This window comes from Kribbella sp. NPDC004875 (genome assembly GCF_042873375.1).
GTDB lineage: Bacteria > Actinomycetota > Actinomycetes > Propionibacteriales > Kribbellaceae > Kribbella.
Genome location: NZ_JBIALI010000009.1, coordinates 185,007 through 206,529, shown reverse-complemented (window position 1 = coordinate 206,529; position 21,523 = coordinate 185,007). Strand labels below are relative to the sequence as shown.

Annotated in this window: 18 protein-coding genes; 11 read left to right on the top strand and 7 right to left on the bottom strand. The window is 69.2% G+C overall.

From position 1 onward, the window contains the following. Window position 1 precedes the first annotated feature (1 nt). The gene (locus ACFYRH_RS38850) at window positions 2-1,216 is read left to right on the top strand and encodes a Tm-1-like ATP-binding domain-containing protein (protein ID WP_387785501.1); all 1,215 of its coding nucleotides are present in this window, start codon (window positions 2-4) and stop codon (window positions 1,214-1,216) included. Next, window positions 1,216-2,040, top strand: a complete 825-nt coding sequence (locus tag ACFYRH_RS38845) for a phosphoenolpyruvate hydrolase family protein (RefSeq protein WP_387785499.1) — start codon at window positions 1,216-1,218, stop codon at window positions 2,038-2,040. The genes ACFYRH_RS38850 and ACFYRH_RS38845 overlap by 1 nt, the downstream gene beginning before the upstream one ends. On the opposite strand, the gene ACFYRH_RS38840 is transcribed toward ACFYRH_RS38845, so the two are convergent. Together ACFYRH_RS38840 and ACFYRH_RS38835 are read right to left on the bottom strand one after the other, a co-directional pair. Continuing rightward, window positions 2,021-3,442: a sulfatase gene (locus tag ACFYRH_RS38840; protein ID WP_387785497.1), complete on the bottom strand. Its 1,422-nt coding sequence runs from the start codon at window positions 3,440-3,442 to the stop codon at window positions 2,021-2,023. The two genes, ACFYRH_RS38845 and ACFYRH_RS38840, sit on opposite strands and share 20 nt — an antisense overlap. Next, a complete protein-coding gene (locus ACFYRH_RS38835; RefSeq protein ID WP_387785495.1) occupies window positions 3,435-4,436 on the bottom strand; it encodes a LacI family DNA-binding transcriptional regulator in 1,002 nt (333 codons plus the stop codon). The genes ACFYRH_RS38840 and ACFYRH_RS38835 overlap by 8 nt, the downstream gene beginning before the upstream one ends. 91 nt (window positions 4,437-4,527) lie before the next feature. Between ACFYRH_RS38835 and ACFYRH_RS38830 the strand changes: the two genes are divergently transcribed. From ACFYRH_RS38830 to ACFYRH_RS38815, 4 genes are read left to right on the top strand one after another with little or no spacing between them, the layout of a single operon-like run. Further along, window positions 4,528-5,979 (top strand): ABC transporter substrate-binding protein, encoded by a 1,452-nt coding sequence (locus ACFYRH_RS38830; protein WP_387785492.1) that lies wholly within the window; start codon window positions 4,528-4,530, stop codon window positions 5,977-5,979. Window positions 5,980-5,981: 2 nt separating this feature from the next. Then, complete coding sequence (locus tag ACFYRH_RS38825; protein ID WP_387785489.1) at window positions 5,982-6,875, top strand: carbohydrate ABC transporter permease; 894 nt, start codon at window positions 5,982-5,984, stop codon at window positions 6,873-6,875. Further along, complete coding sequence (locus tag ACFYRH_RS38820; RefSeq protein WP_387785487.1) at window positions 6,872-7,774, top strand: carbohydrate ABC transporter permease; 903 nt, start codon at window positions 6,872-6,874, stop codon at window positions 7,772-7,774. The genes ACFYRH_RS38825 and ACFYRH_RS38820 overlap by 4 nt, the downstream gene beginning before the upstream one ends. Next, window positions 7,771-9,210, top strand: coding sequence for a sulfatase (locus ACFYRH_RS38815; RefSeq protein ID WP_387785484.1), 1,440 nt, complete (start codon window positions 7,771-7,773; stop codon window positions 9,208-9,210). Before ACFYRH_RS38820 ends, ACFYRH_RS38815 begins: the two co-directional genes overlap by 4 nt. Window positions 9,211-9,221: 11 nt before the next feature. Here ACFYRH_RS38815 and ACFYRH_RS38810 read toward each other — a convergent pair whose 3' ends face one another. The 3 genes from ACFYRH_RS38810 to ACFYRH_RS38800 all read right to left on the bottom strand — a co-directional run bounded on the left by ACFYRH_RS38810 (window position 9,222) and on the right by ACFYRH_RS38800 (window position 13,562). Then, window positions 9,222-11,942, bottom strand: a complete 2,721-nt coding sequence (locus ACFYRH_RS38810) for an ATP-binding protein (RefSeq protein WP_387785560.1) — start codon at window positions 11,940-11,942, stop codon at window positions 9,222-9,224. 108 nt (window positions 11,943-12,050) lie between these two features. Beyond that, window positions 12,051-12,812, bottom strand: coding sequence for a hypothetical protein (locus ACFYRH_RS38805; protein WP_387785482.1), 762 nt, complete (start codon window positions 12,810-12,812; stop codon window positions 12,051-12,053). A 105-nt stretch (window positions 12,813-12,917) separates the two neighbouring features. Beyond that, a complete protein-coding gene (locus ACFYRH_RS38800) occupies window positions 12,918-13,562 on the bottom strand; it encodes an HAD family hydrolase (RefSeq protein ID WP_387785481.1) in 645 nt (214 codons plus the stop codon). 55 nt (window positions 13,563-13,617) lie between these two features. Between ACFYRH_RS38800 and ACFYRH_RS38795 the strand changes: the two genes are divergently transcribed. Both ACFYRH_RS38795 and ACFYRH_RS38790 read left to right on the top strand, forming a co-directional pair. After that, window positions 13,618-14,649: a DUF4037 domain-containing protein gene (locus ACFYRH_RS38795; RefSeq protein WP_387785478.1), complete on the top strand. Its 1,032-nt coding sequence runs from the start codon at window positions 13,618-13,620 to the stop codon at window positions 14,647-14,649. After that, window positions 14,646-15,692, top strand: coding sequence for an enolase C-terminal domain-like protein (locus tag ACFYRH_RS38790; RefSeq protein ID WP_387785476.1), 1,047 nt, complete (start codon window positions 14,646-14,648; stop codon window positions 15,690-15,692). The genes ACFYRH_RS38795 and ACFYRH_RS38790 overlap by 4 nt, the downstream gene beginning before the upstream one ends. Window positions 15,693-15,694: 2 nt before the next feature. Here the strand turns inward: ACFYRH_RS38790 and ACFYRH_RS38785 are convergent, their stop codons facing one another. Both ACFYRH_RS38785 and ACFYRH_RS38780 read right to left on the bottom strand, forming a co-directional pair. Next, window positions 15,695-17,359, bottom strand: coding sequence for an MOSC domain-containing protein (locus tag ACFYRH_RS38785; RefSeq protein WP_387785474.1), 1,665 nt, complete (start codon window positions 17,357-17,359; stop codon window positions 15,695-15,697). Window positions 17,360-17,416: 57 nt separating this feature from the next. Beyond that, window positions 17,417-18,904 carry a sulfatase gene (locus ACFYRH_RS38780; RefSeq protein WP_387785472.1) on the bottom strand — a complete coding sequence of 496 codons (1,488 nt, stop codon included), beginning with the start codon at window positions 18,902-18,904 and terminating at the stop codon, window positions 17,417-17,419. Between the two features lie 78 nt (window positions 18,905-18,982). Here ACFYRH_RS38780 and ACFYRH_RS38775 point away from each other — a divergent pair, with 78 nt between their 5' ends. Genes ACFYRH_RS38775 through ACFYRH_RS38765 form a run of 3 tightly spaced genes read left to right on the top strand, consistent with a single transcriptional unit; the run spans window position 18,983 to window position 21,482 of the window. After that, window positions 18,983-19,993: an acetylxylan esterase gene (locus tag ACFYRH_RS38775; protein WP_387785471.1), complete on the top strand. Its 1,011-nt coding sequence runs from the start codon at window positions 18,983-18,985 to the stop codon at window positions 19,991-19,993. Between the two features lie 26 nt (window positions 19,994-20,019). After that, window positions 20,020-20,514, top strand: a complete 495-nt coding sequence (locus ACFYRH_RS38770) for a glyoxalase superfamily protein (protein WP_387785468.1) — start codon at window positions 20,020-20,022, stop codon at window positions 20,512-20,514. After that, on the top strand, window positions 20,511-21,482 hold the full coding sequence (locus ACFYRH_RS38765) for an RNA polymerase subunit sigma-70 (protein ID WP_387785465.1): 972 nt from the start codon (window positions 20,511-20,513) through the stop codon (window positions 21,480-21,482). Before ACFYRH_RS38770 ends, ACFYRH_RS38765 begins: the two co-directional genes overlap by 4 nt. The last annotated feature ends 41 nt before the right edge of the window (window positions 21,483-21,523 follow it).

Below are 21,523 nucleotides of genomic sequence, written 5' to 3'. Positions count from 1 at the left end.
CATGCCGACCGTGGTGCTCCTCGGAACCCTGGACACCAAGGGCTCCGAGTACGCGTTCGTCCGCGATCGCCTGGTCGGGGCCGGTCTGACTGTCGTTGTCGTTGACGCCGGGGTTCTCGGGTCACCGACGATGACCGCCGACGTCAACCGTGCCGAGGTGGCGGCCGCAGCATCCGCTGACCTCGCGGACCTGCGAGAGGCCGGTGATCGTGGCGCGGCGGTGACCGCGATGGCCGCCGGCGCGACAGCCGTCGTACGGCGATTGCGCGCCGAGGGCCGCTGCGACGGCGCACTCGCGTTGGGCGGCACCGGCGGTACGTCGATCGCCGCTGCCGCGTTCCGCGAACTGCCACTCGGCGTACCGAAGGTGATCGTGTCGACCGCGGCGTCCGGCGACACGTCGGCGTACGTCCGGGAGACCGATCTCGTGCTGATGCCGAGCGTGGTGGACGTCGCCGGCGTGAACCGGTTGTCGGCGCGGATCCTCGCGAACGCGGCCGCCGCGGTCGCCGGCATGGTGCTCGCGGAGCCGGTCCCGACCGCCAACGACAAGCCGTTGCTGGCAGCAAGCATGTTCGGGGTGACCACGCCGGCGGTCGACACCGCCCGGGCCCGGCTGTCGGACCTGGGCTACGAGGTACTCGTCTTCCACATGACCGGAGTCGGCGGTCGCACCCTGGAGTCGCTGGCCTCGACTCAGCTGGCGGGTGTCCTCGATCTCACCACGACGGAGCTGGCCGACGAGCTGGTCGGGGGAGTGTTCTCGGCGGGCGCCTCCCGGTTGACGGCCGCCGGACGAGCCGGGATCCCGCAGGTGGTGTCGGTCGGGGCGCTGGACATGGTGAACTTCGGCCCGATGGACACCGTCCCGGAGAAGTTCCGCGACCGGAACCTCTTCGTCCACAACCCGACCGTCACGCTGATGCGTACCACCCCGCAGGAGTGCACCGAGCTAGGCCGCCGCCTCGCGACCCGGTTGAACGGCGCGACCGGGCCCGTCGCACTGCTGCTGCCGCTGCGGGGGATCTCGGCGATCGCGGTCGCGGGTGGGGTCTTCCACGATCCGGTGGCGGACGCGGCGCTGTTCGACGCGATCCGGGAGACTGTCGACCGGTCGGTGGTCGAATTGGTGGAGGTGGACGCGGCGATCAACGACGAGGCGTTCGCGAACGCCGCCGCGGACCGGTTGCACGCCTATCTGACGAAGGAGAGCTGATGGAACGGGACGCCATCCTGGAACGGCTGCGGGCCAAGCGCCTGGCCGGCGAGCTGATCGTCGGCGGCGGTGCCGGCACCGGCCTGTCGGCGAAGTGCGAGGAGGCCGGCGGGATCGACCTGATCGTGATCTACAACTCCGGCCGGTACCGGATGGCCGGCCGCGGGTCGCTCGCCGGTCTGCTTGCCTACGGCAACGCGAACGACATCGTCGTCGACATGGGTCGCGAGGTGCTGCCGGTCGTCAAGCACACGCCGGTGCTCGCCGGGGTGAACGGCACCGATCCGTTCTACCAGCCGACGCAGTACCTCCGCCGGCTGATCGAGCTCGGCTTCTCCGGCGTGCAGAACTTCCCGACCGTCGGCCTGATCGACGGGAACTTCCGGGCCAACCTGGAGGAAACCGGGATGGGGTACGCCGAGGAGGTCGCGATGATCGCCACCGCGCACGAACTCGACCTGCTCACCACGCCGTACGTCTTCTCCGCCGCGGACGCCACCGCGATGACGGAGGCGGGCGCGGACGTGATCGTCTGCCATCTCGGCCTGACCACCGGTGGTTCGATCGGCGCGGGTACGGCGCGATCGCTGGAGGACTGCGCCGTACTGATCAACGAGTGGACCAGGGCCGCTCGGGAGGTTCGGCCGGACGTGTTCGTGCTGTGCCACGGCGGCCCGATCGCCGAGCCGCCGGACGTCCAGCGCATCCTCGAGTTGTGTCCGGAGATCGACGGGTTCTACGGCGCGTCGTCCATGGAGCGGCTGCCGACCGAGCAGGCGATCACCGCGACGACCAGTACGTTCGTCAACCTTCGACGCAGGTGAGCCAACGCTGCAGTTCTCGTTGAAGCTTCCGGAGTACGCCGGCATGCGCTGGCCGGCCGGCCAGGTCGTGCAGCTCGTACGGGTCGGCGTCCAGGTCGAACAGTTGCGTCGGACCCTCGTCGTGGCTGAGCAGCTTCCACCGGCCCGCGCGGATCATCCGGCGCCTGCCGGCCTGGGTGACCTCGTTGACGGTGTCGACGGCGAGCCGGCCGGAAGGCGTCTCGCGGATGCCGGGGGTGCGGTCGCCGAGCTGGCGTTCGTCGAGCGGATCGCCGTACCCCTGCTCGGCGTACACGCTCGGGAAGCCGCCGACGTGTGGGTCCGCGAGCAGCGGCATCAGGCTGCGGCCTTGGACGCCCTGCGGGACGGGCTGGTCCACGAGTTCGCAGATCGTCGGCAGCACGTCGGCGATCGAGACGTGCGCGGGGCTCGGCAGGGGATCGGGGCGTACGCCGGGACCGTGGAAGAGCATCGGGATCCGGGCGAGGACCTCGGGTAGCCCGGGGCCTTTGCGCATCAGGCCGTACTCGCCGGCGAAGTCGCCGTGGTCGGCCACGTGCACGATCAGCGTCGTCTCGAGCCGACCTGTCTGCTCGAGATGCGCGATCAGGCGCGCCAGTTGGTCGTCGACGAGCCTGAGCATGCCGACGTAGTTCGCACGGGCACGATCCACGATGTCGGCTTCACCGCTCAGCGTTGCGAGCCGACCGGCGTACCGCCAGCTGAAGTCGCGGTCCGCGAGCGCGTCGATCGTGGTCGCCGCGGGCGGGACCGAGTCCGGGTCGGGGAAGTACGGCTCGGGGACCTGGTAGGGCACATGCGGTTCCGGGATCGACAGCCAGAGGAACGAGCGGTCGTCCGGGCCTGCAGAGTCCAGCCAGCCGATCGCCTCGTCGACGATCCGGACCGGCAGCTGGTTCTCGAGCGGGTACGGCGTGGGCGTGGTCGTCGTCCCGGGGTTCGCGCGGAGCCAGTCGTCGAACTCGCGGTCGGTGCCGGTCGCTGCCGTCGCGGGCACGCGCCCGAAGTGGCTGAACTCGACCCAGTGGTCGAGCCGATCGGGTGTCAGGTGCGAGTGGTTCTTGCCTACCAGCGCCGTACGGAAGCCGGCCGTGCCGAGTACGTCGATGAGGTCGGGGCCGCGGGACGGGTCGTCGTACCCGCTGTTGCCGAGGACTCCGTGCGCGGTGGGGAACCGCCCGGTGAGCAGGCTGATCCGGGCCGGCACGCAGAGCGGTGTCGTCGTGTAGGCGCGGTCGAACCATCGGCCGGTCGTCGCCAGCTGGTCGAGCGCGGGGGTGCAGTCGAGCGGGAATCCTTCGCGGGCGGTGAGGTCGGCGCGTTGCTGGTCGGTCATCACCAAGACGATGTCCCGCGGCGCCCCGGTGCGCGTGTCAGCCACCCGTGCTCTCCCGGACCTCCAGGTGGAAGCCGGCGATGAACTCCCGGGGCGCGGACGAGAAGCTGCCCTTCAACCGGTCGGCGAGCAGCCCGACGGCGGTCTCGGCGATGTGCCGCTTGTCCGGCGCGATCGACGTCAGGCTGGGGCGCGTGTAACGGTTCTCGGCGATGTCGTCGATCCCGACCACGGCGATGTCCTCCGGCACCCGGACGCCGTGGTCGTACAGCGCCCGGAGCGCGCCGTGCGCGAGCAGGTCGTTCGAACAGAACACCGCGTCCGGCGGCTTGCTGAGCGCCAGCAGCCGCTCGATCGCCTCGACGCCCTTCTCCTGACGCCAGCGGCGCAACGGCATGACCAGCCGGGCGGACGGCCGGATGCCGGCGGCCACCAGCGCGTCGTAGTACCCCTCGTAACGACCGCGGGAGACGGCGTCGCCGCTCGGGGCGGCGCCGATCGAGGCGATCCGCTTGCGTCCGAGGTCGATCAGGTGCTCGGTGGCGGCACGGCCGGCGGCGTAGCTGTCGATCGCCACCCGGTCCGCGACCCGGGTCAGCCGCTCACCGAGGAGGACCATCGGGGTGGTGTCGGTGCGGGCGGCGAAGTCGTCGGCGGTCAGGCGGCTCGGGACGAACAACAGCCCGTCGATCAGATGCGACCGGATCCCTTGCAGGACGAGGCGTTCACGGTCGGGATCGGCCGCGGTCTGGTCGACCAGGACGGTCCAGCCGTAGCCCTCGGCGGCCTTGACGACCAGCTCGGCCAGCTCCGCGAAATACGCGTTGCCGATCTCCGGTACGGCGAGGGCGATCACGCCGGACCGCCCGTGCCGCAGGTTCCGGGCCGAGACGTTCGGGCGGTAGCCGAGCTCCTCGATGACCCGCTCGACCCGCTCCTTGGTCGCGGCGCCGACCCGGCCGGTGCCGTTGACGACGTTCGACACCGTCTTGATCGACACTCCGGCCCGCGCGGCGACATCGCTGAGTGTTGCGGCCATCGGCACCTCCCTCGCGAGGACTATACACAGCGCCCAGATTCTTGATACAACGCTGTACCACGATCTCGGTACAGCTCCCCGAGGAGGAGTCATGATCAGCAGGCGAAGGTTCCTGGGCGCATCGGCCGGTGGCGCGCTCGGCGCGCTCGTCGCGAGTGCCTGCAGCACCGCACCGAGCGGTGGTGGACAGACCGCCGGTGGCAAGACGCTGCGCGTCTGGGACCACTTCCAGCCGCGCGAGGACCTGCACAAGAAACTGTTCGCGGACTTCCAGAAGTCCGGCGGAGCCGTTGTGCAGTACACGGTTTACAACCCGAACCAGCAGGGCCAGGCCCTGCAGCTGGCGTTCGGCAGCAAGCAGTTGCCGGATGTGTTCACCACGGCCGGCGTCAAGCTGCCGCAGGCCCGGCTGCGCAAGGACGGCTGGATCGCGCCGATCCAGCTGACCAAGGACGACCTGTCGGCGATGCCCGCCGACGCGTTCCTGAACGGCTTCACGCACTTCGACGACAAGCTGTACTCGCTGCCGATGGTGAACTACCGGCAGTACGGGACACTTACGTGGTACAACGTGGAACTAGCCGAGAAGGCCGGGCTCGACCCGGAGCGGGACCTCGCGACCTGGGACGGGTTCCGGTCCGCGGCGGCCAAGATCAAGTCCTCCGGCGGCGACGGGATCTCCGGCTGGATCGCGCCGCTGCAGTTCGCCCAGCGGCTCGGCGAGCACGTCAGTGACCTGGCGATGGCGGCCGGCGGCGCGGGTGCCACCGACCCGCGCACCGGCGCGTATGCGTACGGGACCGATCCGTACGTGCACGCGATCGACTTCCTCGCCTCGCTGAAGAAGGACGGGCTGATCTTCCCGGCCTCGTCGTCCCTGGACGCGCGGACGGCGCGGGCGCGCTGGTCGACCGGCGTGGCCGGGCTGTTCTTCGACGGCCCCTGGAACATCGGGGTGATCAACGACCAGTTCAAGGTCTTCCTGGACAAGGTCGGCGTCACGTCGATGCCGACCGCCGAGGCTGGGCGGCCACTGATCGTCTACGCGCCGCCGAAGGCCGGTGACTACGTCGCCGCGGCGACATCCGAGGAGCCGGAACTGGTCGCGAAGCTGCTGAAGATCTTCACCACCGAAGAGGTGATGCTCGCCGAGACCGAGCAGATGGACGGGATGCCGGTCGACCTGGCCCTGGTGAACAAGGCGAACGTGCACCCGACGTACAAGAAGGCGGCCGAGCTGTTCGGGAAGCAGATCAAGTTGCAGCCTGCGCCGCAGGTCCGCAACCCCGGGGTCAGCGAGGTGATCGCGACCATGAAGCAGGTCGAGCCCGACCTGGGCGGGATCGTGCAGGGCGTGCTGTCCGGTCAGCTGCCGGACGCGCGCAAGGCGCTGACGGAGTACGACCAGAAGCTGACCGCGGAGCGCGAGCGCGCGATCAAGGCGGTCGCCGCGAAGGGCGTCAAGGTCAGCGCCGACGACTGGAAGTTCTCGAACTGGACACCAGGCCAGGACTATGGCCGCGACAAGTACAAGACCTCGTGAGAATGGCCCGCAACCGGCTCTGGATCTGGCTGTTCCTCACCCCGACCGTCATCCTGTACGGCGCCTACACCGTCTACCCGGTGCTGGCCAGCTACTGGTACTCGTTCGTCGAGTGGAACGGATTCGACTCGGCCAAGACCTGGGTGGGACTGGCCAACTACAAGGCCGTTCTCCACGATCCGCTGTTCTGGAACTCGTTCAGGATCACGGTGCTGTTCATGGTCGCCGTGGTGCCGGTGAAGGTCCTGCTCACGCTGCTGCTGGCGCTGGTGCTGAACTCGCCGAAGCTGCCGATGCGGACGCTGTTCCGGACCGCGTTCTTCCTCCCGGTGGTGACCACGACGGCGATCGTCGGCGTGGTCATGCAGTTCGTCTTCGACCCGGCGTCCGGCCCGGTGAACGTGGTACTGCGCAAACTCGGTGTCGTTGCGGACGGCATCAACTTCCTCGGCGACCCGAAGACCGCGCTGTGGACCGTGGTCGGGGTGTACATCTGGAAGTGGTTCGGGGTCACGCTGATCTACTGGCTCGCGGCCCTGCAGACCGTGCCGGACGAGGTGTACGAGGCCGCGGCGATCGACGGTGCCGGACCGTGGGGCCTGCTACGGCACGTCACGCTGCCGCTGCTGAAGCCGTTCGCGGTGATCATCACGCTGCTGACCCTGGAGAGCACGTTGAAGGTCTTCGACCTGATGCTCACGATGACCAACGGCGGCCCGTTCTACGCCACCGAGGTGGTCGAGATCTACATCTACCGCTGGGCGTTCGCGGCCACGGTTCCCGAGCTGGGCTTCGCCTCGGCGGCCGCGGTCATCTTCGGCCTGTTCGTCGGGTTGCTCGGCGCGCTCCAGCTGCTCGGGATCCGCGCGGCCCGGAAGACAAGGAACGCGGTATGACTGCCTCGGGCGAGGCCGTGCGGACGACGGTTGATGTCGCTGCCCGGCGGAACCGCTGGAGCTCGGCGCGGATCCTGCGACGCCTGCCGTGGTGGGGCGCGGCGGTCGTGATCGGGATCGGTGGGTTGCTCTGGATCTACCCGTTCCTGTGGATGATCGGCGCCTCGCTGAAGGATCCGCTGGAGGTCTTCACGTCCGGCCTTTCGCTGGTCCCGAAGCACGCCCAGTGGGGGAACTACGGGCGCGCGTGGAGTGACGCCGGCTTCGGCCAGTACCTGTTCAACACCGTCGTCGTCACGGTGACGACGGTCGTGCTCGTCGTACTGCGGTGTGCGATGGCCGGATACGTGTTGGCCCGGCACCAGTTCTTCGGCCGGAAGATCGTGATGGGGATCCTGATCGGCACGCTGTTCGTGCCGACCGGGTACACGATCATCCCGGTGGTCGAGATCTCGCAGCGGCTCGGGCTGCTGAACTCGCTGACCGGCATGGTGCTGGCGCTGTCCGGCGGGGCCCACGTGGCGTCGGTGCTGCTGTATCTCGGGTACTTCCGGCAGCTGCCGCGGGAGCTCGAGGAGTCGGCGGTGATCGATGGTGCCGGGTTCCTCAGCATCTTCGGCCGGATCATGCTGCCGCTGGCCAACCCGGTCACCGCGACCGTCACGCTGCTCACGTTCCTGGGCACCTGGAACGCGTTCTTCCTGCCACTGGTGTTCAGCTTCTCGCGGCCGGACCTCCGGACCCTGAGCGTCGGCATGCTGGCGTTCGTCGGGGAGAACTCGACAGACTGGTCCGGGATGGCCGCGGCCGCGTCGATCTCGCTGCTGCCGGTGGTCGCACTGTTCGTCGTACTGCAACGCTACTTCGTCGAGGGAATCGCAGGAGCCGTCAAGTCATGAGTGAACGCCCGAACATCCTTCTGATCTGCACCGACCAGCAGCGCTACGACACGCTCGGTGCTTATGGCAACGACCATGTGCAGACCCCGAACCTGGACCGGCTCGCCGCGGACGGCGTGCTGTTCGAGAACTGTTACGTACAGAATCCCGTCTGCTCGCCGTCGCGGGCCTCGCTGATGACCTCGCGGTACCCGCATGCGCACGGTCTCTGGGCGAACGGCGTGCAGCTGCCCGACCACGAGCAGTTCTTCACCAGGACGCTGGCCGACGAGGGCTACGACTGTGGCCTTGTCGGCAAGTTGCACCTGTCGGCGTGCAAGGGCGGCCGGCTGGAGCCACGGCACGACGACGGGTTCCGGGTGTTCCGCTGGGCACACGACCCGTACCCGGGCTCGTCCGAGAACCAGTACCACCGGTGGCTCAAGACGGCGTACCCCGAGCTCTACGCGCAGGCGGTCGAGCCCGGCGGGCCCGGGTTCGACAACCTGCCGACCGAGGCGCACTACAGCCGGTGGATCGGGAACGAGACCATCGACTACCTGCGCGACTCACGGGACAAGGACAAGCCGTTCTGCTTCGTCGCGAACTTCTTCGACCCGCACCACGGCTTCGGCGCGCCGAAGGAGTACCTCGAGCGGTACCGGGCCGCGAACCTGCCGCGCCCGGTGACCCGCGAAGGCGAGCTGGAGAGCAAGCCGGCGATCCTGACCGAGGCGTCGAAGGAGTCGTACGGCGGCCACGCGCGCGGCTACCTGTCCTACAGCGAGGACGAGCTGCAGGACGTCAAGGCGGCGTACTGGGCGATGGTCACCCTGGTCGACGACGAGGTCGGACGGATCCTGGCCGCGCTCGAAGCGGAAGGCCTCGCGGACAACACGATCGTGGTGTTCACCAGCGACCACGGGGAGATGCTCGGCGACCACCAGTTGATGCTGAAGGGGCCGATGATGTACGACTGCGCGGTCCGGGTGCCGTTGGTCGTGCGCTGGCCCGGACAGCTGCCGGCGGGGGAGCGGCGTACCGAGCTGGTGCAGTGGATCGATCTTGCGCCGACCTTCCTGGAGGCTGCTGGAGCGCCGGCGCTGCCGCGCGGTCAGGGGCAGAGTCTGTTGCCGTTGGCTCGTGGTGAGGCCGGTGCGGTGGGGCGTGGCTGGGCACTGTGCGAGTACCGGAACAGTGGGCATCCCTACGATCCCGCCGTGCACACGACGATGCTGCGGACCGGGCAGTGGAAGATGGTGGTGTACCACGGTCTGCCGGCGACGGATCGCGAGCGGAGCGGGGAGTTGTACGACCTGGCGACGGATCCGCTGGAGCTCGACAACCTCTGGGACGACGCGGGCCATGCGGTTGAGCGCCTGCGGTTGCAGGAGATGCTGCTCGACGTCCTGGTCGCGACGGAGGACCGCAGCCAACCCCGGCTCGACCACTTCTAGACCAGTGGCCGTCAGCGGGGGAGAGCGGTCCGGAGTTGGCGGCGGGACGTGATGCCGAGCTTGGCGAAGGTCTTCCGTAGGTGCCACTCGACCGTGCGGGGGCTGATGAACAGCTGCGCGGCGATCTCCGGGTTGGTCAGGCCGTCGCGGGCCAGCCCGGCGATCTGGGCCTCCTGCGCGGTCAGGTCGTTGGTCGTCTCGGGCGTCCGCTTGCGGACGGTCTCGCCGGTGGCCAGTAGCTCGTGGCGGGCGCGCTCGGCGAAGCCCTCGGCACCCATCGCGGCCAGTTGGTCGTGGGCGATCCGGAGATGTTCGCGCGCGTCCTGACGACGGCCCTCCCGGCGCAGCCACTCGCCGTACAGCAGCTCGGAACGGGCCAGTTCGATGCGCAGACCGGTCCGGCTGAGGTGCTCGATCGAGGCGCGGTACGCGTCCTCGTCGTTGGTCAGCAATGCCCGGGCGCGCGCCTCGAGGCCACGACCCCAGTCGGTCGGTACGGCGTCGACCCGCTCGTTCAGCCAGGCCAGCGCGGTCCCGACCAGCAACGTGTCGCCGGTCCGCGAGGCCGCCTCGGCCAGTTCGCCGATCGCGAGGACGCTGTATGCGACCACGTCCTGCTCGACCACCTGCGACGCCGCGTCCCGCGCGGCCTCGTACCGGCCGAGGCCGTTGTTCAGCAGTGCGCTCGTGTACGTCGCGATCGCGATCATCCGGCCCTGGTTCTGTGCGCGGGCCTCGCGGACCATCGCATCGATCGCCTCCGTGGCCTCGGCGTCGTTCCCGCGCAGGGCCGCGAGTTGCATCCAGCCGATGCCGAGCAGCCGGTTCCCGGTCGCGGCGGCGATCCGGCGCTCCTCGTCGACGTACGCCGCGGTTGCTGCCAGGTCGCCGGTCATCGACACCACATTGGCCCGGAAGTTCAGCGCGAACTGGAGCTGCACGAGCGCGCCCGATTCGCGCGCGACCCGTTCCTGACGGGCGGCCAGTTCGAGCGCCGCGTCGAGATCCCAGACGTCGATCGCGACGATCCCGCTGGCGCGGTTGCCGGCCAGCCACAGCCAGCCGCGGACGTCCTCGGCCTTGTCGGCGCTCTGCTGCGCTTCGGCGAGTGCCTTCACCAGGTGCGGCGCCGCGGCGACGTACCCGCTGGTGAAACGGAGTGCGAGTGCCTGCAGCAGCGCGTCGCCCGGTGGGTCCGACGGTGCCGGGGCGGGCGCCGCGGCGGCTGCGGTGCCCAGGAGGCCTGCCGTCTCGGGGCCGCTGGCCCAGATCGCCGCGGACATCGCCTCGAGGTGCGTCAGGCGGGCCTGCTCATGGTCGTGTGGTTCGAGTTGCTGGGCGGCCTGGAGCAGAGTCGCGGCGGCTTCGGCCGCGTGCCCGCTGTCGAAGGCGATCTCGCCGCGGAGCCGGGTGATCTCGGCCTCCCGGATCGGATCCGATGGGCCGGCAGCCGCTCCGCCGAGCAGGTCGAGCGCCGCGTCGAGGGCGCCCGCGCTGCGCTTCGCTGCCGCCGCGGCCAACACCCGGTCGGCCCGGCGAGCTGGATCGATGGTCAGTGCGGCCGACCGCTCCAGGAAGGTCGCGGCCGCGTAGAACCCACCACGCGCCCGCGCCCGCTCGGCTGATCGCTCGAGCTCGGCGGCGACGTCTTCGTTCGGAGTCGTGGTCGCCTGTGCCCGGTGCCACGCGCGACGGTCGGGATCGGCCTCGGGATCGGTCACCTCGGCGAGCGCCTGGTGCACGGCCTGCCGTTGCTGCGCCGTCGCCATCCGGTACGCCGCGGATCGCACCAGCGGGTGCCGGAACCGGATGTGCCGGCCGAAGGTGATCAGCCCGGATTCGATCGCTCCGGCCGCCGGGTCCGCGCCCAGATCGAGCTGCTCGGCCGCGCGCCACAGGAGTGTCGGATCACCGAGCGGCTCGGCGGCCGCGGTGAGCAGGAGCAGGCGGGTGTCCGCAGGCAGTACTTCGAGGCGCCGTACGAACCCGTCTTCGATTCGGCTGACCAGAGTGCCCGCGGTGAGGCCGTCGGCGAGTTCGGCGGCGGTCCAGGCGCGGGGGAGTTCCAGCAACGCCAGGGGGTTGCCGCGGGTCTCGGCCACGATCCGGTCGCGGACCCGCGGGTCGATCGGGCCGGGCAGCACCGACTCCAGCAGGGCGCGCGCGTCGGTGTCGTCGAGACCGTGGATCTCCAGCTCGGTGAGTCCGGTGAACTCGTGGTCGATACCGTCCCGGACCGCGAGCACCATCACCACGGACTCGCCTGCCAGCCGCCGGGCGACGAACGCGAGGATGCGGGCGGACATCAGGTCCAGCCACTGCGCGTCGTCGATGACGCACAGCACCGGCTGGTCGCCGGCCGCGTCGGCAAGCAGGTTCAGGACCGCGAGACCGATCAGGAACTTGTCCGGTGCCGGTCCACTGACCAGGCCGAACGCCGTACCGAGCGCGCCTTGTTGCGGTGGTGGCAGCCGGTCGAGGTGGTCGAGGAACGGCTGGCAGAGCTGGTGGAGACCGGCGTACGCGAGCTCCATCTCGGACTCGATGCCGGCCGTCCGCGCGACGCGGACGCCGTCGGCGCCGGTGACCAGGGTGTCGAGCAAGGCCGACTTGCCCACTCCGGCTTCGCCCCGGAGCAACAGCACGCGGCTGGTGCCGGTCCGTGCCTCGCCGATGAGCCCGTTGAGTACTTCGGTCTCCTGCCGGCGGCCACGGAGCTCTCGATCTGCCATCCCCACGCGGGCCAGCCTAAACGGCGCCGCCCAGAATCCACTGGTCGGACCAGTAGGCGAAGCTGATGCGCACTGGTCAGACCAGTGGACGAGGTGCGGTGGGACTGGTCAGACCAGTACGACGGGTCCGCGGGCGAGGCGGAGGACGGTCGCGGAGTCGTCGCCGGCGTGCTGCAGCCAGCCGCGGTCGGCGGTCAGCACGGTCAGCGCCGCCGCGGCGGATTCCGCCAGCACGGCACTCGCCACGGTCCCGCTGACCGCGCTCCGCCGTACATCGACCTCCGGGTACGCCGTCTGCCACGCGGCCACCCGGTCCTCGCCAGATCCGGTCTGCAGGATGGTCAGACCAGTACCCCGCCGCCGGGCCGCGCCGAATGCGAAGCCGAGCGCGTCCGACGGTCCCTTGCCGTCGACCGCCACGACCACCCGTCCGATCGACGGTCCGGCCGCGCGGTCCGAGGTCAGGCCGACGACGGCGAGCGAGGCCGTCGTACGGCGGGCCAGGCGCCGAGCCAGCGTCCGCTCGAACCGCCGGCCGTGGCCGATGACGATCAGTGCGCCGGTCGCCTCCTTCGCCTCGTTCAGCAGCGCGGTGAGCCGGCGGCCGGGAAAGACCGTGGAGGACATCCGCAGGCTCGGGAAGATCCCTTGCACATGCTCGATGGCAGCGTTGACGACCGCCTCGGCGGCCTCGCGGATCCGAAGGTCCACAGCCAGGTTGCCCGCAGCGTCCAGCAGGTGCTGCCAGCGGAACGCGTACACGATGCGCAGCTCGGCGCCGCGGGTGGCTGCCTCGGCGGCGGCCCACTCCAACGTGTCGTGGCCGTCGTCTTCGAGCAAGACCACCACCGGGCCGTGGTACTGCTTCATCAGGTGCCTCCCTGGTCCGTTCTGCTGTGTGACACCACCGTCCCGCCGAGGGCGGGTGGCTCACACCAGGGAGAAGCACGGGCCCGCACACTGGGGCCCACGGGGTCACGTGTCGAGCAGTTGCAACGCATCGGCGATGGAACCGGTCACCGGCGCGCCTGTGGCCTCCAGAGCCGCCACAGTCATCGCACCGGTCGACACGAGCACGCACCGGGTGCCAGCGGCCTGCGCAGCCTGCGCGTCGTCGACAACGTCACCGATCAGTACGACGCTCGCCGGGTCGAGCCGCTGCGCCTCGAGATGACGGAGCAGGCTCTCGGCCTTCGACCCACCACCGACGTCGCCGGGCAGTCCGTCGACCCGCGTGAAGTACGACGTGAGTCCGTAGTGCTCGACGGTCGGAGTCAGCCGGGCGTGGAACCACATGGACAGCAGCGATTGGGTGCGACCGCTGTCGGTGCAGGCCCGCAGTACGTCGTGGGCGCCGGTGGCGAGCTCGCAGGTGTGCAGGATCGCGTCGTACCGCTCGTGGTAGAGCTTGTCGACCTGCGCCCACTCTTCTTCGTTGAGCGTGCGTTCGAGGATCTGCTCGTAGGACACCCGCATCGGCCGCGCGTACGCCGCCTGCCACTCGCCCCACGTCAGGTCCGCGCGACCGAACCCGGCGCACACCTCGTTGACTGCCGCGAGCACCGCGTGGTTGTCGTTCAGCAGCGTCCCGTTCCAGTCCCACACCACATGCGAGGTCACGCGGTCACTCTAGTGTCGCGAAAACTCCCGGCGTGCTCGACCGATGGATGAGAGGATGAAGCGCATGCCGGAGTTCGTCAGTGCGCAGGAGCTGGTGGCGGGTTTCTACACCGCAGTGATCGCGCCGGCGCTCGGCCGAACCAGTCACGCAGCTGGTCTTCTGGGCTGGGGCTCGGACGTGCTCGGGTACGACACGGCGCGGTCGACGGACCATGGGTGGGGACCGCGGATCGTCGTACTGGTCGACGCGCACGAGGTGGAGCCGGTTCGCGCGCGAGTGGAGTCGGCGCTGCCTGACGAGTACGGCGGTGTACCGGTCCGGTTCGGTTGGTCGGGGCAGGACGTCGAGCACCACGTGACGATCGCGACGCTGGGTGACTGGCTACGCGGACAGCTCGGGTTCGACGCGTCCCAGGGGATCGGCACCACGGACTGGCTGGTGACGCCGCAGCAGCAGATCCTCGGCGTGGTGACCGGACGGGTGTACGCCGACGACGGACGACTCGCACCGGTGCGCGAGGCGCTGGCGTGGTACCCGGACCAGATCTGGCGGTGGACGCTGGCCTGTCAGTGGACACGGATCGCGCAGGAGGAGGCGTTCGTGCAGCGCACGCATGAAGTGGGCGACGAACTCGGGTCCCGGATCGTCACCGCCCGACTGGTGCGCGACCTGATGCGACTCGCCCTCCTGCAGTCGCGGACCTACGCGCCGTACACCAAATGGCTCGGTACTGCGTTCGCGCGGCTGGGCCATCCCGACGGTCTGGACCAGGCGCTGAGCGATGCGGTCGGCGCCGGTGACTTCGGGGAGCGCGAGAAGGCGCTGGTGTCGGCGTACGAGCTGATGGCGGACCGGCACAACGCACTGGGGATCACCACCGAGGTGGAGCCGTCCACGCGTCCGTACTTCGACCGGCCGGCGATGGTGCTCCAGTCCGAGCGGTTCGCGGAGGCGTGCCTGGCGACCGTAACGGATCCACAGCTGCAGAGTTTCGGGCTGGTCGGCGCGATCGACCAGTTCGTGGACAACACCGACGTACTGAGTAAGCCACCCGCTTTCCGACGACTGCTTGGGGTCTATCAGTGACGCTGTCGAACCATCTCATCAGCTCGATCACCACCACGGAGATCCGGTACGAGTACCTCCGCACGATCGGGCGGAACTCGTTCCTCGGCTCGCACGGCAACGGCGGGACGACCACGGTCTACGTGATCGAGACCGACCGCGGTGCGACCGGATGGGGGCTGCCCTTGTCCCACGGGGATCCCGGATCGCTCATCGGCCGGCGACTGGCCGACCTGATCGACCCGGATCGGGGAGTGGTCGACCAGACGGCGATGTTCCTCGACTACGCGCTCCACGATCTCGCGGCGCGGATCCTCGACGTGCCGGTGTACGCGACGCTCGGCGCCGCCGGCTCGCCGCGGGTGCGCTGCTACAGCGGCGGGATCTACTTCGACGACCTCGACGGCGGGCTCGATGCGATCCGCGCGAACCTCGCCCAGGACCACGCGTTCGGCTTCCGCGACTTCAAGCTGAAGATCGGGCGCGGCCACCGCTGGATGGACTCGGCGGCCGGTCTGCGGCGCGACATCGAGGTGACCCGGCTGGCGCGCGAGCTGTACCCCGACGCCGGGATCCTTGTCGACGGCAACGACGGCTTCACCGTGAACGGCCTGTTCGAGTACCTCGACGCCGTCGCGGACTGCGATCTCTACTGGATCGAGGAGCCGTTCCAGGAGCGCAGGCCGGACCTGCAGGCACTGCACGACCACCTGCGCACCCTGCCGACCCGGCCGAAGGTCGCGGACGGCGAGTACGACCCCGACGAGGAGCACGTGCTCAGCCTGGCCGCCGAAGGCCTCGTCGACATCGCCCTGATGGACGTCACCGGCCACGGGCTCACCGCCTGGCGCCGCACGATGCCGGAGCTGAAGTCCGAGGCCTCACCGCACGCCTGGGGCCTGCCCCTGAAGACTTTGTACGCCGCTCACCTGGCGGCCGGCCTCGGCAACGTCCCGATCATCGAGGGTGTCCCCGGCCACACCGTCGGCACCGGCGACTACACGCTCGAGGACGGCTACGTCGTACTCCCGGACCGCCCGGGCTTCGGTCTCGACCTGCCCTGACGTCACATGTCCAGGACGAGGTCGGTGGTGGGACGGGCGCAGCAGAGCAACGTCTGGTCCGCGGGCGGAGGCTCTAGCGGCGTGGGAGAGTAGACGACCTCACCCGAGAGCAGTGGCGTGATGCAGTTGTGGCAGACGCCGGTACGACAGCTCCATCGGGTTGGGACGTCGCAGGCCTCCGCCAGCTCCAACAGGCTGCCGTCGCGCATGGGGGTGGCGATCCCGCTGCGTGCGAACGTCACCAGCGGCCCTGCACCCGGCGCACCCTCCGGCTGGTGTGGCGGTCTGGTGGTCTGACCAACGACTCCGGGATTGAGCGACGCCAACGCACCGAACAGCTCGGTGTGGATCCGCGTCACTCCCAGAGCGGTCAGCCCTGCCTGCATGTCCGCCATGAAGGACTCCGGCCCGCAGATGTACGCCGTACCGTCCGCCGGCAGCGTCAGCTCGGCCAACCGGTCCTTCGTGAGCCGTCCGTCCACTGAGCTGTAGTAGATGCGCTCCTGTGCATTCGGGAGCTGTGCGAGGAGCTCGTGTGCCTCCGCAGCCAACGGATGCTCGGCGGGCCGCCGAGCGGCGTGAATCCACCAGACCTCACGAGTAGTCCGCTGCGCCGCCAACACGTGCAGCATCGCGAGGACCGGCGTCACACCGATACCGGCCGACACCAGCAGCACCGGACCAGAGCCGTCCTCGAGAACGAAGTCCCCACGCGGCGCCGCCACCTCCAACACGCTTCCCGTCGTCAGCTGGGTCGTCATGTAGCCACTCCCGACGCCGTGTGGCTCATGCTTCACGCTGACGCGATAGTCCGGCGAGGTGGACAGCGAGTAGCTCCGTACCGGCACCGGCTGACCGGCCCCCGGCAACCGGAACGTCAGATACTGCCCAGCTCTAGCCTTCGGCAGGTCACCGCCGTCCTCAGCAGCCAGCCGGACGGAGAACACGTCGGCACTCTCCGGCACGACCTCGGTCACCCGCAGCCGCCGGAAACCCTCCCATGCAGGCATCGGCTTCGCAGCATCGTCCAACAACTCCTGGAACGACCCCACCCATCCGGGACTCATCGCCGGGATCTGTACGGCGACCCGCAGCTTCTCCAGATCCCGATCCGGCAGGTACAGCAGCGCATCGGTGTCCGCCACAGTCAGCGCACCCGGACCGGTGGCCGTCTTGACGATCGCATCGCCCGCCGTGATCTCGCCCTCGGTGATCACGCGGCAGTAGAACCCCGGCCGGTGCCGGCTGACGAGCAGTGCGGGCAGCTCGGGTTCGCCCATCCGCAGACCGACCCGGTAGCAGGTGACGCGCGGCTGGGTGACCTCCAGCTCGGCGCCGCCGATCCGGTAGCGGTCCCCGATGCAGACCTCGTCGTCGGGTAGTCCGTCGACCGTCAGGTTCTCGCCGAACTGCCCGTAGACGAAGTCGTCGCGGCCGAAGTGCTTCTCCCAGTAGCGGTAGGAGTCGATTTGGTACACGAACACAGCACGCTGCTCACCACCGTGGCCGGCTGTGTCGCCCTGACCGTCTCCGTCCAGGTTCAGCCGCCGGACCATCACCGGTCCGTCCACCGACTGCTTCCAGACACCGGTGTAGACGGTCTTGCCGTTCCACTCGACATCCTTCGGCAGACCGACATTCACCGACAGCACAGTGGGCGCGCTCATCTGACCAGGCTCCAACCGCAGGCGCTTCTCGTCCAGATCTACTTCATGTCGAGCAGGCTAGGACTGGTCGGTCCAGGGCCACGCCGGGTGCGGAGTCGACGGGCCGGCGTACGGCGTATCGGCGTACTGCTTCTGGAGCTCGGCCAGCTGGTCCGTCAGCGTTGCGCGGAGCTCGGCGTACGCCGGGTCGTCCGCGACGTTGTTCAGCTCGTCCGGGTCCTGCTGCAGGTCGTACAGCTCCCACTCCGACTCGAAGATCTGCTGCGACGACCCTGGCACGTCCAGCCCGGCACCGTAGTAGTGGATGAGCTTGTGTTCCCGCGTCCGTACGCCGTAGTGCGCCGGCACGTGGTGGTTCGGGTCGTCGTGCTCCCAGTACCGGTAGTACATCGCGGTCGGCCAGTCGGTGACCTCCTCACCGCGCAGCAACGGCAGGAAGCTCCGGCCTTGCGAGGTGGGCAGCACCGACGCGGCGTCCATCCCGCTCATGTCCAGGAACGTCGCAGCGAAGTCCACGTTGGTCACGATGGCGTCGCACGTGCTCCCGGCCGGGATCACGGACGGCCAGCGGATCATCATCGGCATCTGCAGCGACTGGTCGAACATCAGCCGCTTGTCGTACCAACCGTGGTCTCCGAGGAAGAAACCCTGGTCGGAGGTGTAGACGACGACGGTGTTGTCGCTCAGCTCTTCCTCGTCCAGTACGTCGAGCAGCCTGCCAACGTTGTCGTCGATCGACTGCACGCACTGCAGGTAGTCACGCAGATAGCGCTGGTAGTTCCACCGCATGCGCGCATCGCGATTCTCCGGTCCACGTAGCTCCTCCGGCAGTTCCTCGCCGAGCTCCTCCACCGTCCCCAGGTCGTCCGCGACGGACATCCGGACGCCGCGGACCGCCTGACTCCGCGTGGCGTAGTCGTCGAGCAGCGTGCTCGGCTCCGGGATCGAACCGACCGGGTAGAGGTGCTTGTGCTTCTCGTCCGGCACCCACGGCCGGTGCGGTGCCTTGTGATGCACGAACAGCAGGAACGGCCGCTCTGTGTCCCGCTCGCGGAGCCAGTCGATGCTCTGGTCGGTGACGATGTCCGTGGCGTAACCGGGAACGGTCTCCGCGCCGTCCGGTCCGATCATCAGCGGGTCGACGTACTCACCCTGCCCGGGGAAGACCCGCCAGTCGTCGAAGTGCCGCGGTGCGGACTCCGGACGCTCACCGAGGTGCCACTTTCCGAACAGCGCGGTCTGGTAGCCGGCGTCCTTCAGCACCTCCGCGAACGTCGGCACCCGGTAGTCGATCTCGGTGTAGATCGACGCGACACCGTTCACGTGACTGTAGGTGCCGGTCAGGATCGACGCCCGGGACGGCGAGCAGATCGAGTTCGTGCAGTACGTCGCGTCCATCCGGACACCGTCGCGCGCGATCCGGTCCAGGTGCGGCGTGCTGTTGACTTTGCTCCCGTACGCCGAGATCGCGTGCGCGGCGTGGTCGTCGGACATCACGAAGACGATGTTCGGGCCGGATTTCGGGCCAGGTGTGGAGGCAGGCATCACGTCACCCTAGCCACCGGCGACCGGATATGGACACCGCTTACCAGACTGTGGTCCCTAGCGGTAACTTTGTCGCTCATGGCCATGTTCGACCTTTCCCTCGACCAGCTCCGCGAGTACCGGCCCGACGTGGCCGCTCCCGCCGACTTCGTCGACTTCTGGCGCCGCTCCATCGAGAAGGCGCGCACCGACGACCTGTCCGCCACGTTCACCGAGATCGACAACAAGCTCGCGGTGATCGACACCTACGACGTCACCTACGCCGGCTTCGGCGGCTCGCCCGTGAAGGGCTGGCTGCACGTTCCCGCCGGTGCCACCGGTCCGCTGCCGACCGTCGTCCAGTACCACGGGTACTCCGGCGGCCGTGGGTTCGCGCACGCGACCACGCTCTGGGCGCAGGCCGGTTACGCGCACTTCGTGATGGACACCCGCGGTCAGGGCTACAGCTCCGGTGGCCCGGCCGGTACGCCGGACGACACGCCGTACGCCGGTCTGAACCACACGCCGGGCTTCATGACGGCCGGCATCACCGACCCGGAGACCTACTACTACCGCCGCGTCTACATCGACGCCGTCCGGGCGATCGAGGCCGCGCGGACGTCCCCGTTCGTGGACCCGGACCGGATCATCGTGACCGGTGGCAGCCAGGGCGGCGGCATCTCGATCGCCGCGGCCGGCCTCGCGCCGCTGGCCGGGATCGACCTGCTCGGGTGCGCGCCTGACGTACCGTTCCTGTGTCACTTCGAGCGGGCGCTGCAGATCACCGACAAGGACCCGTACGGCGAGATCGCGCGGTACCTGAAGGGGTTCCGGCAGGACGTCGACGCGGCGCTGCGGACGCTGAGCTACTTCGACGGCGTCAACCTGGGCAAGCTGGCCACCGCGCCGACGCTGTTCTCGGTCGCGCTGATGGACCCGATCTGCCCGCCGTCGACGGTGTTCGCGGCGTACAATCACTACGGCGCCACGGGGAGCGAGCCGAAGGACATCGAGGTCTACCACTACAACACCCACGAGGGTGGGCAGACCTACCAGCAGATCGCGCAGCTCGACTGGTTCGCGGGGATCTTCGAGGCCTCCCGGAAGTAGTCTCCGGATCGGTCATCGCGGGACCGATGAGTTTTCGGGTCTGGCGTCGTTACACGGTCATCAACTGTCGGCCACAGCGGCCGACCTGGACCGCGGAGGCGCAGATGGACTGGAAGCTCGAGCTCGTGATCGTGCCGGTGTCGGACGTGGATCGGGCCAAGAAGTTCTACACCGACCAGCTCGGTTTCGCCGAGGACGTCGACCATCGGGCGGGTGACTCGTTCCGGGTGGTGCAGCTGACACCACCCGGATCCGCCTGCTCGATCACGATCGGCACCGGTCTGACCTCGGCGCCGCCGGGCAGCTACCAGGGCATCCACCTGGTGGTGAACGACATCGCCGCCGCGCGCGCCGAGCTGCTCGAGCGCGGTGTCGAGGTCAGCGAGCCGTTTCACTTCACCGCCGAAGGAAAGCAGACCGGCCTGTCGCCGAAACGTGCGGACTACGAGACCTTCCTTTCCTTCGAAGACCCGGACGGCAACGGCTGGACCGTCCAGGAGGTGGGGAAGGTCGCGCCGTGACGACTCTCGAAGAGGCGGCGTTCGCGGGCGACGAGACCGCGTTCGCCGACCTCGCCGGGCAGCACCGCCGCGAGCTCCACGTGCACTGCTACCGGATGCTCGGCTCCTTCGACGACGCCGAGGACGCGGTGCAGGAGACGCTGCTCAGAGCCTGGCGCAGCCGCGACCAGTACGACGGGCGCACCTACTTCCGGGCCTGGCTCTACCGCATCGCGACCAACGTCTGTCTCGACCTCACTCGGCGACACGCCCGGCGTGCGTCGTCGGGTGAGGCCGGAGACCTGACCTGGCTGCAGCCGTATCCGGATCGCCTGCTCGACGAGATCGCGCCACCGACCGACCAGCCGGACGCGGTCGTGGTGGACCGGGAGACGATCGAGCTCACGTTCCTGATCGCGCTGCAGGAGCTGCCGGCCCGCCAGCGCGCGGCGCTGATCGCCCGCGACGTGCTGGGCTGGTCGGCCGCCGACACCGCCGGGCTGCTGGACACCAGCGTGGCCGCGGCGAACAGTGCGCTGCAGCGAGCGCGGGCGACGATGCAGCAGCGGCTGCCGGCGCGGCGATCGGAGTGGACCGCACCGGAACCGACGCCGGAGGAGCGCGAGGTGCTGGCGCGGTTCATCGACGCGCACGAGCGGTGCGACACGGCGGCGGCGATCGCGATCGCTGCCGAGGACCTGCGCATCTCGATGCCACCGGACCGGATGTCGTTCGCCGGCCTCACGGCATGTCTTCCGCTCTTCGAGCGTGGGCTCGGTCCTGATCGCGAGGGCGAGTGGCGGCTGGTGCCGACCTCGGCGAATCGGTTGCCTGCGGCAGCGTCTTATCTGCTGAAGCCCGGGGACACGGTGTGGCGGGCGTTCAAGCTCGACGTGCTGTGGGTCCGGGAGCGGCAGATCGTCGAGATCATGACCTTCGGCTACTCCCGTTTCCCGGCCTTCGGCCTGCCGGACCGGTTGACACCCTAGTGCCCGCCAAGCTATCGCCCTGACGGGACACTAGTGTGGAG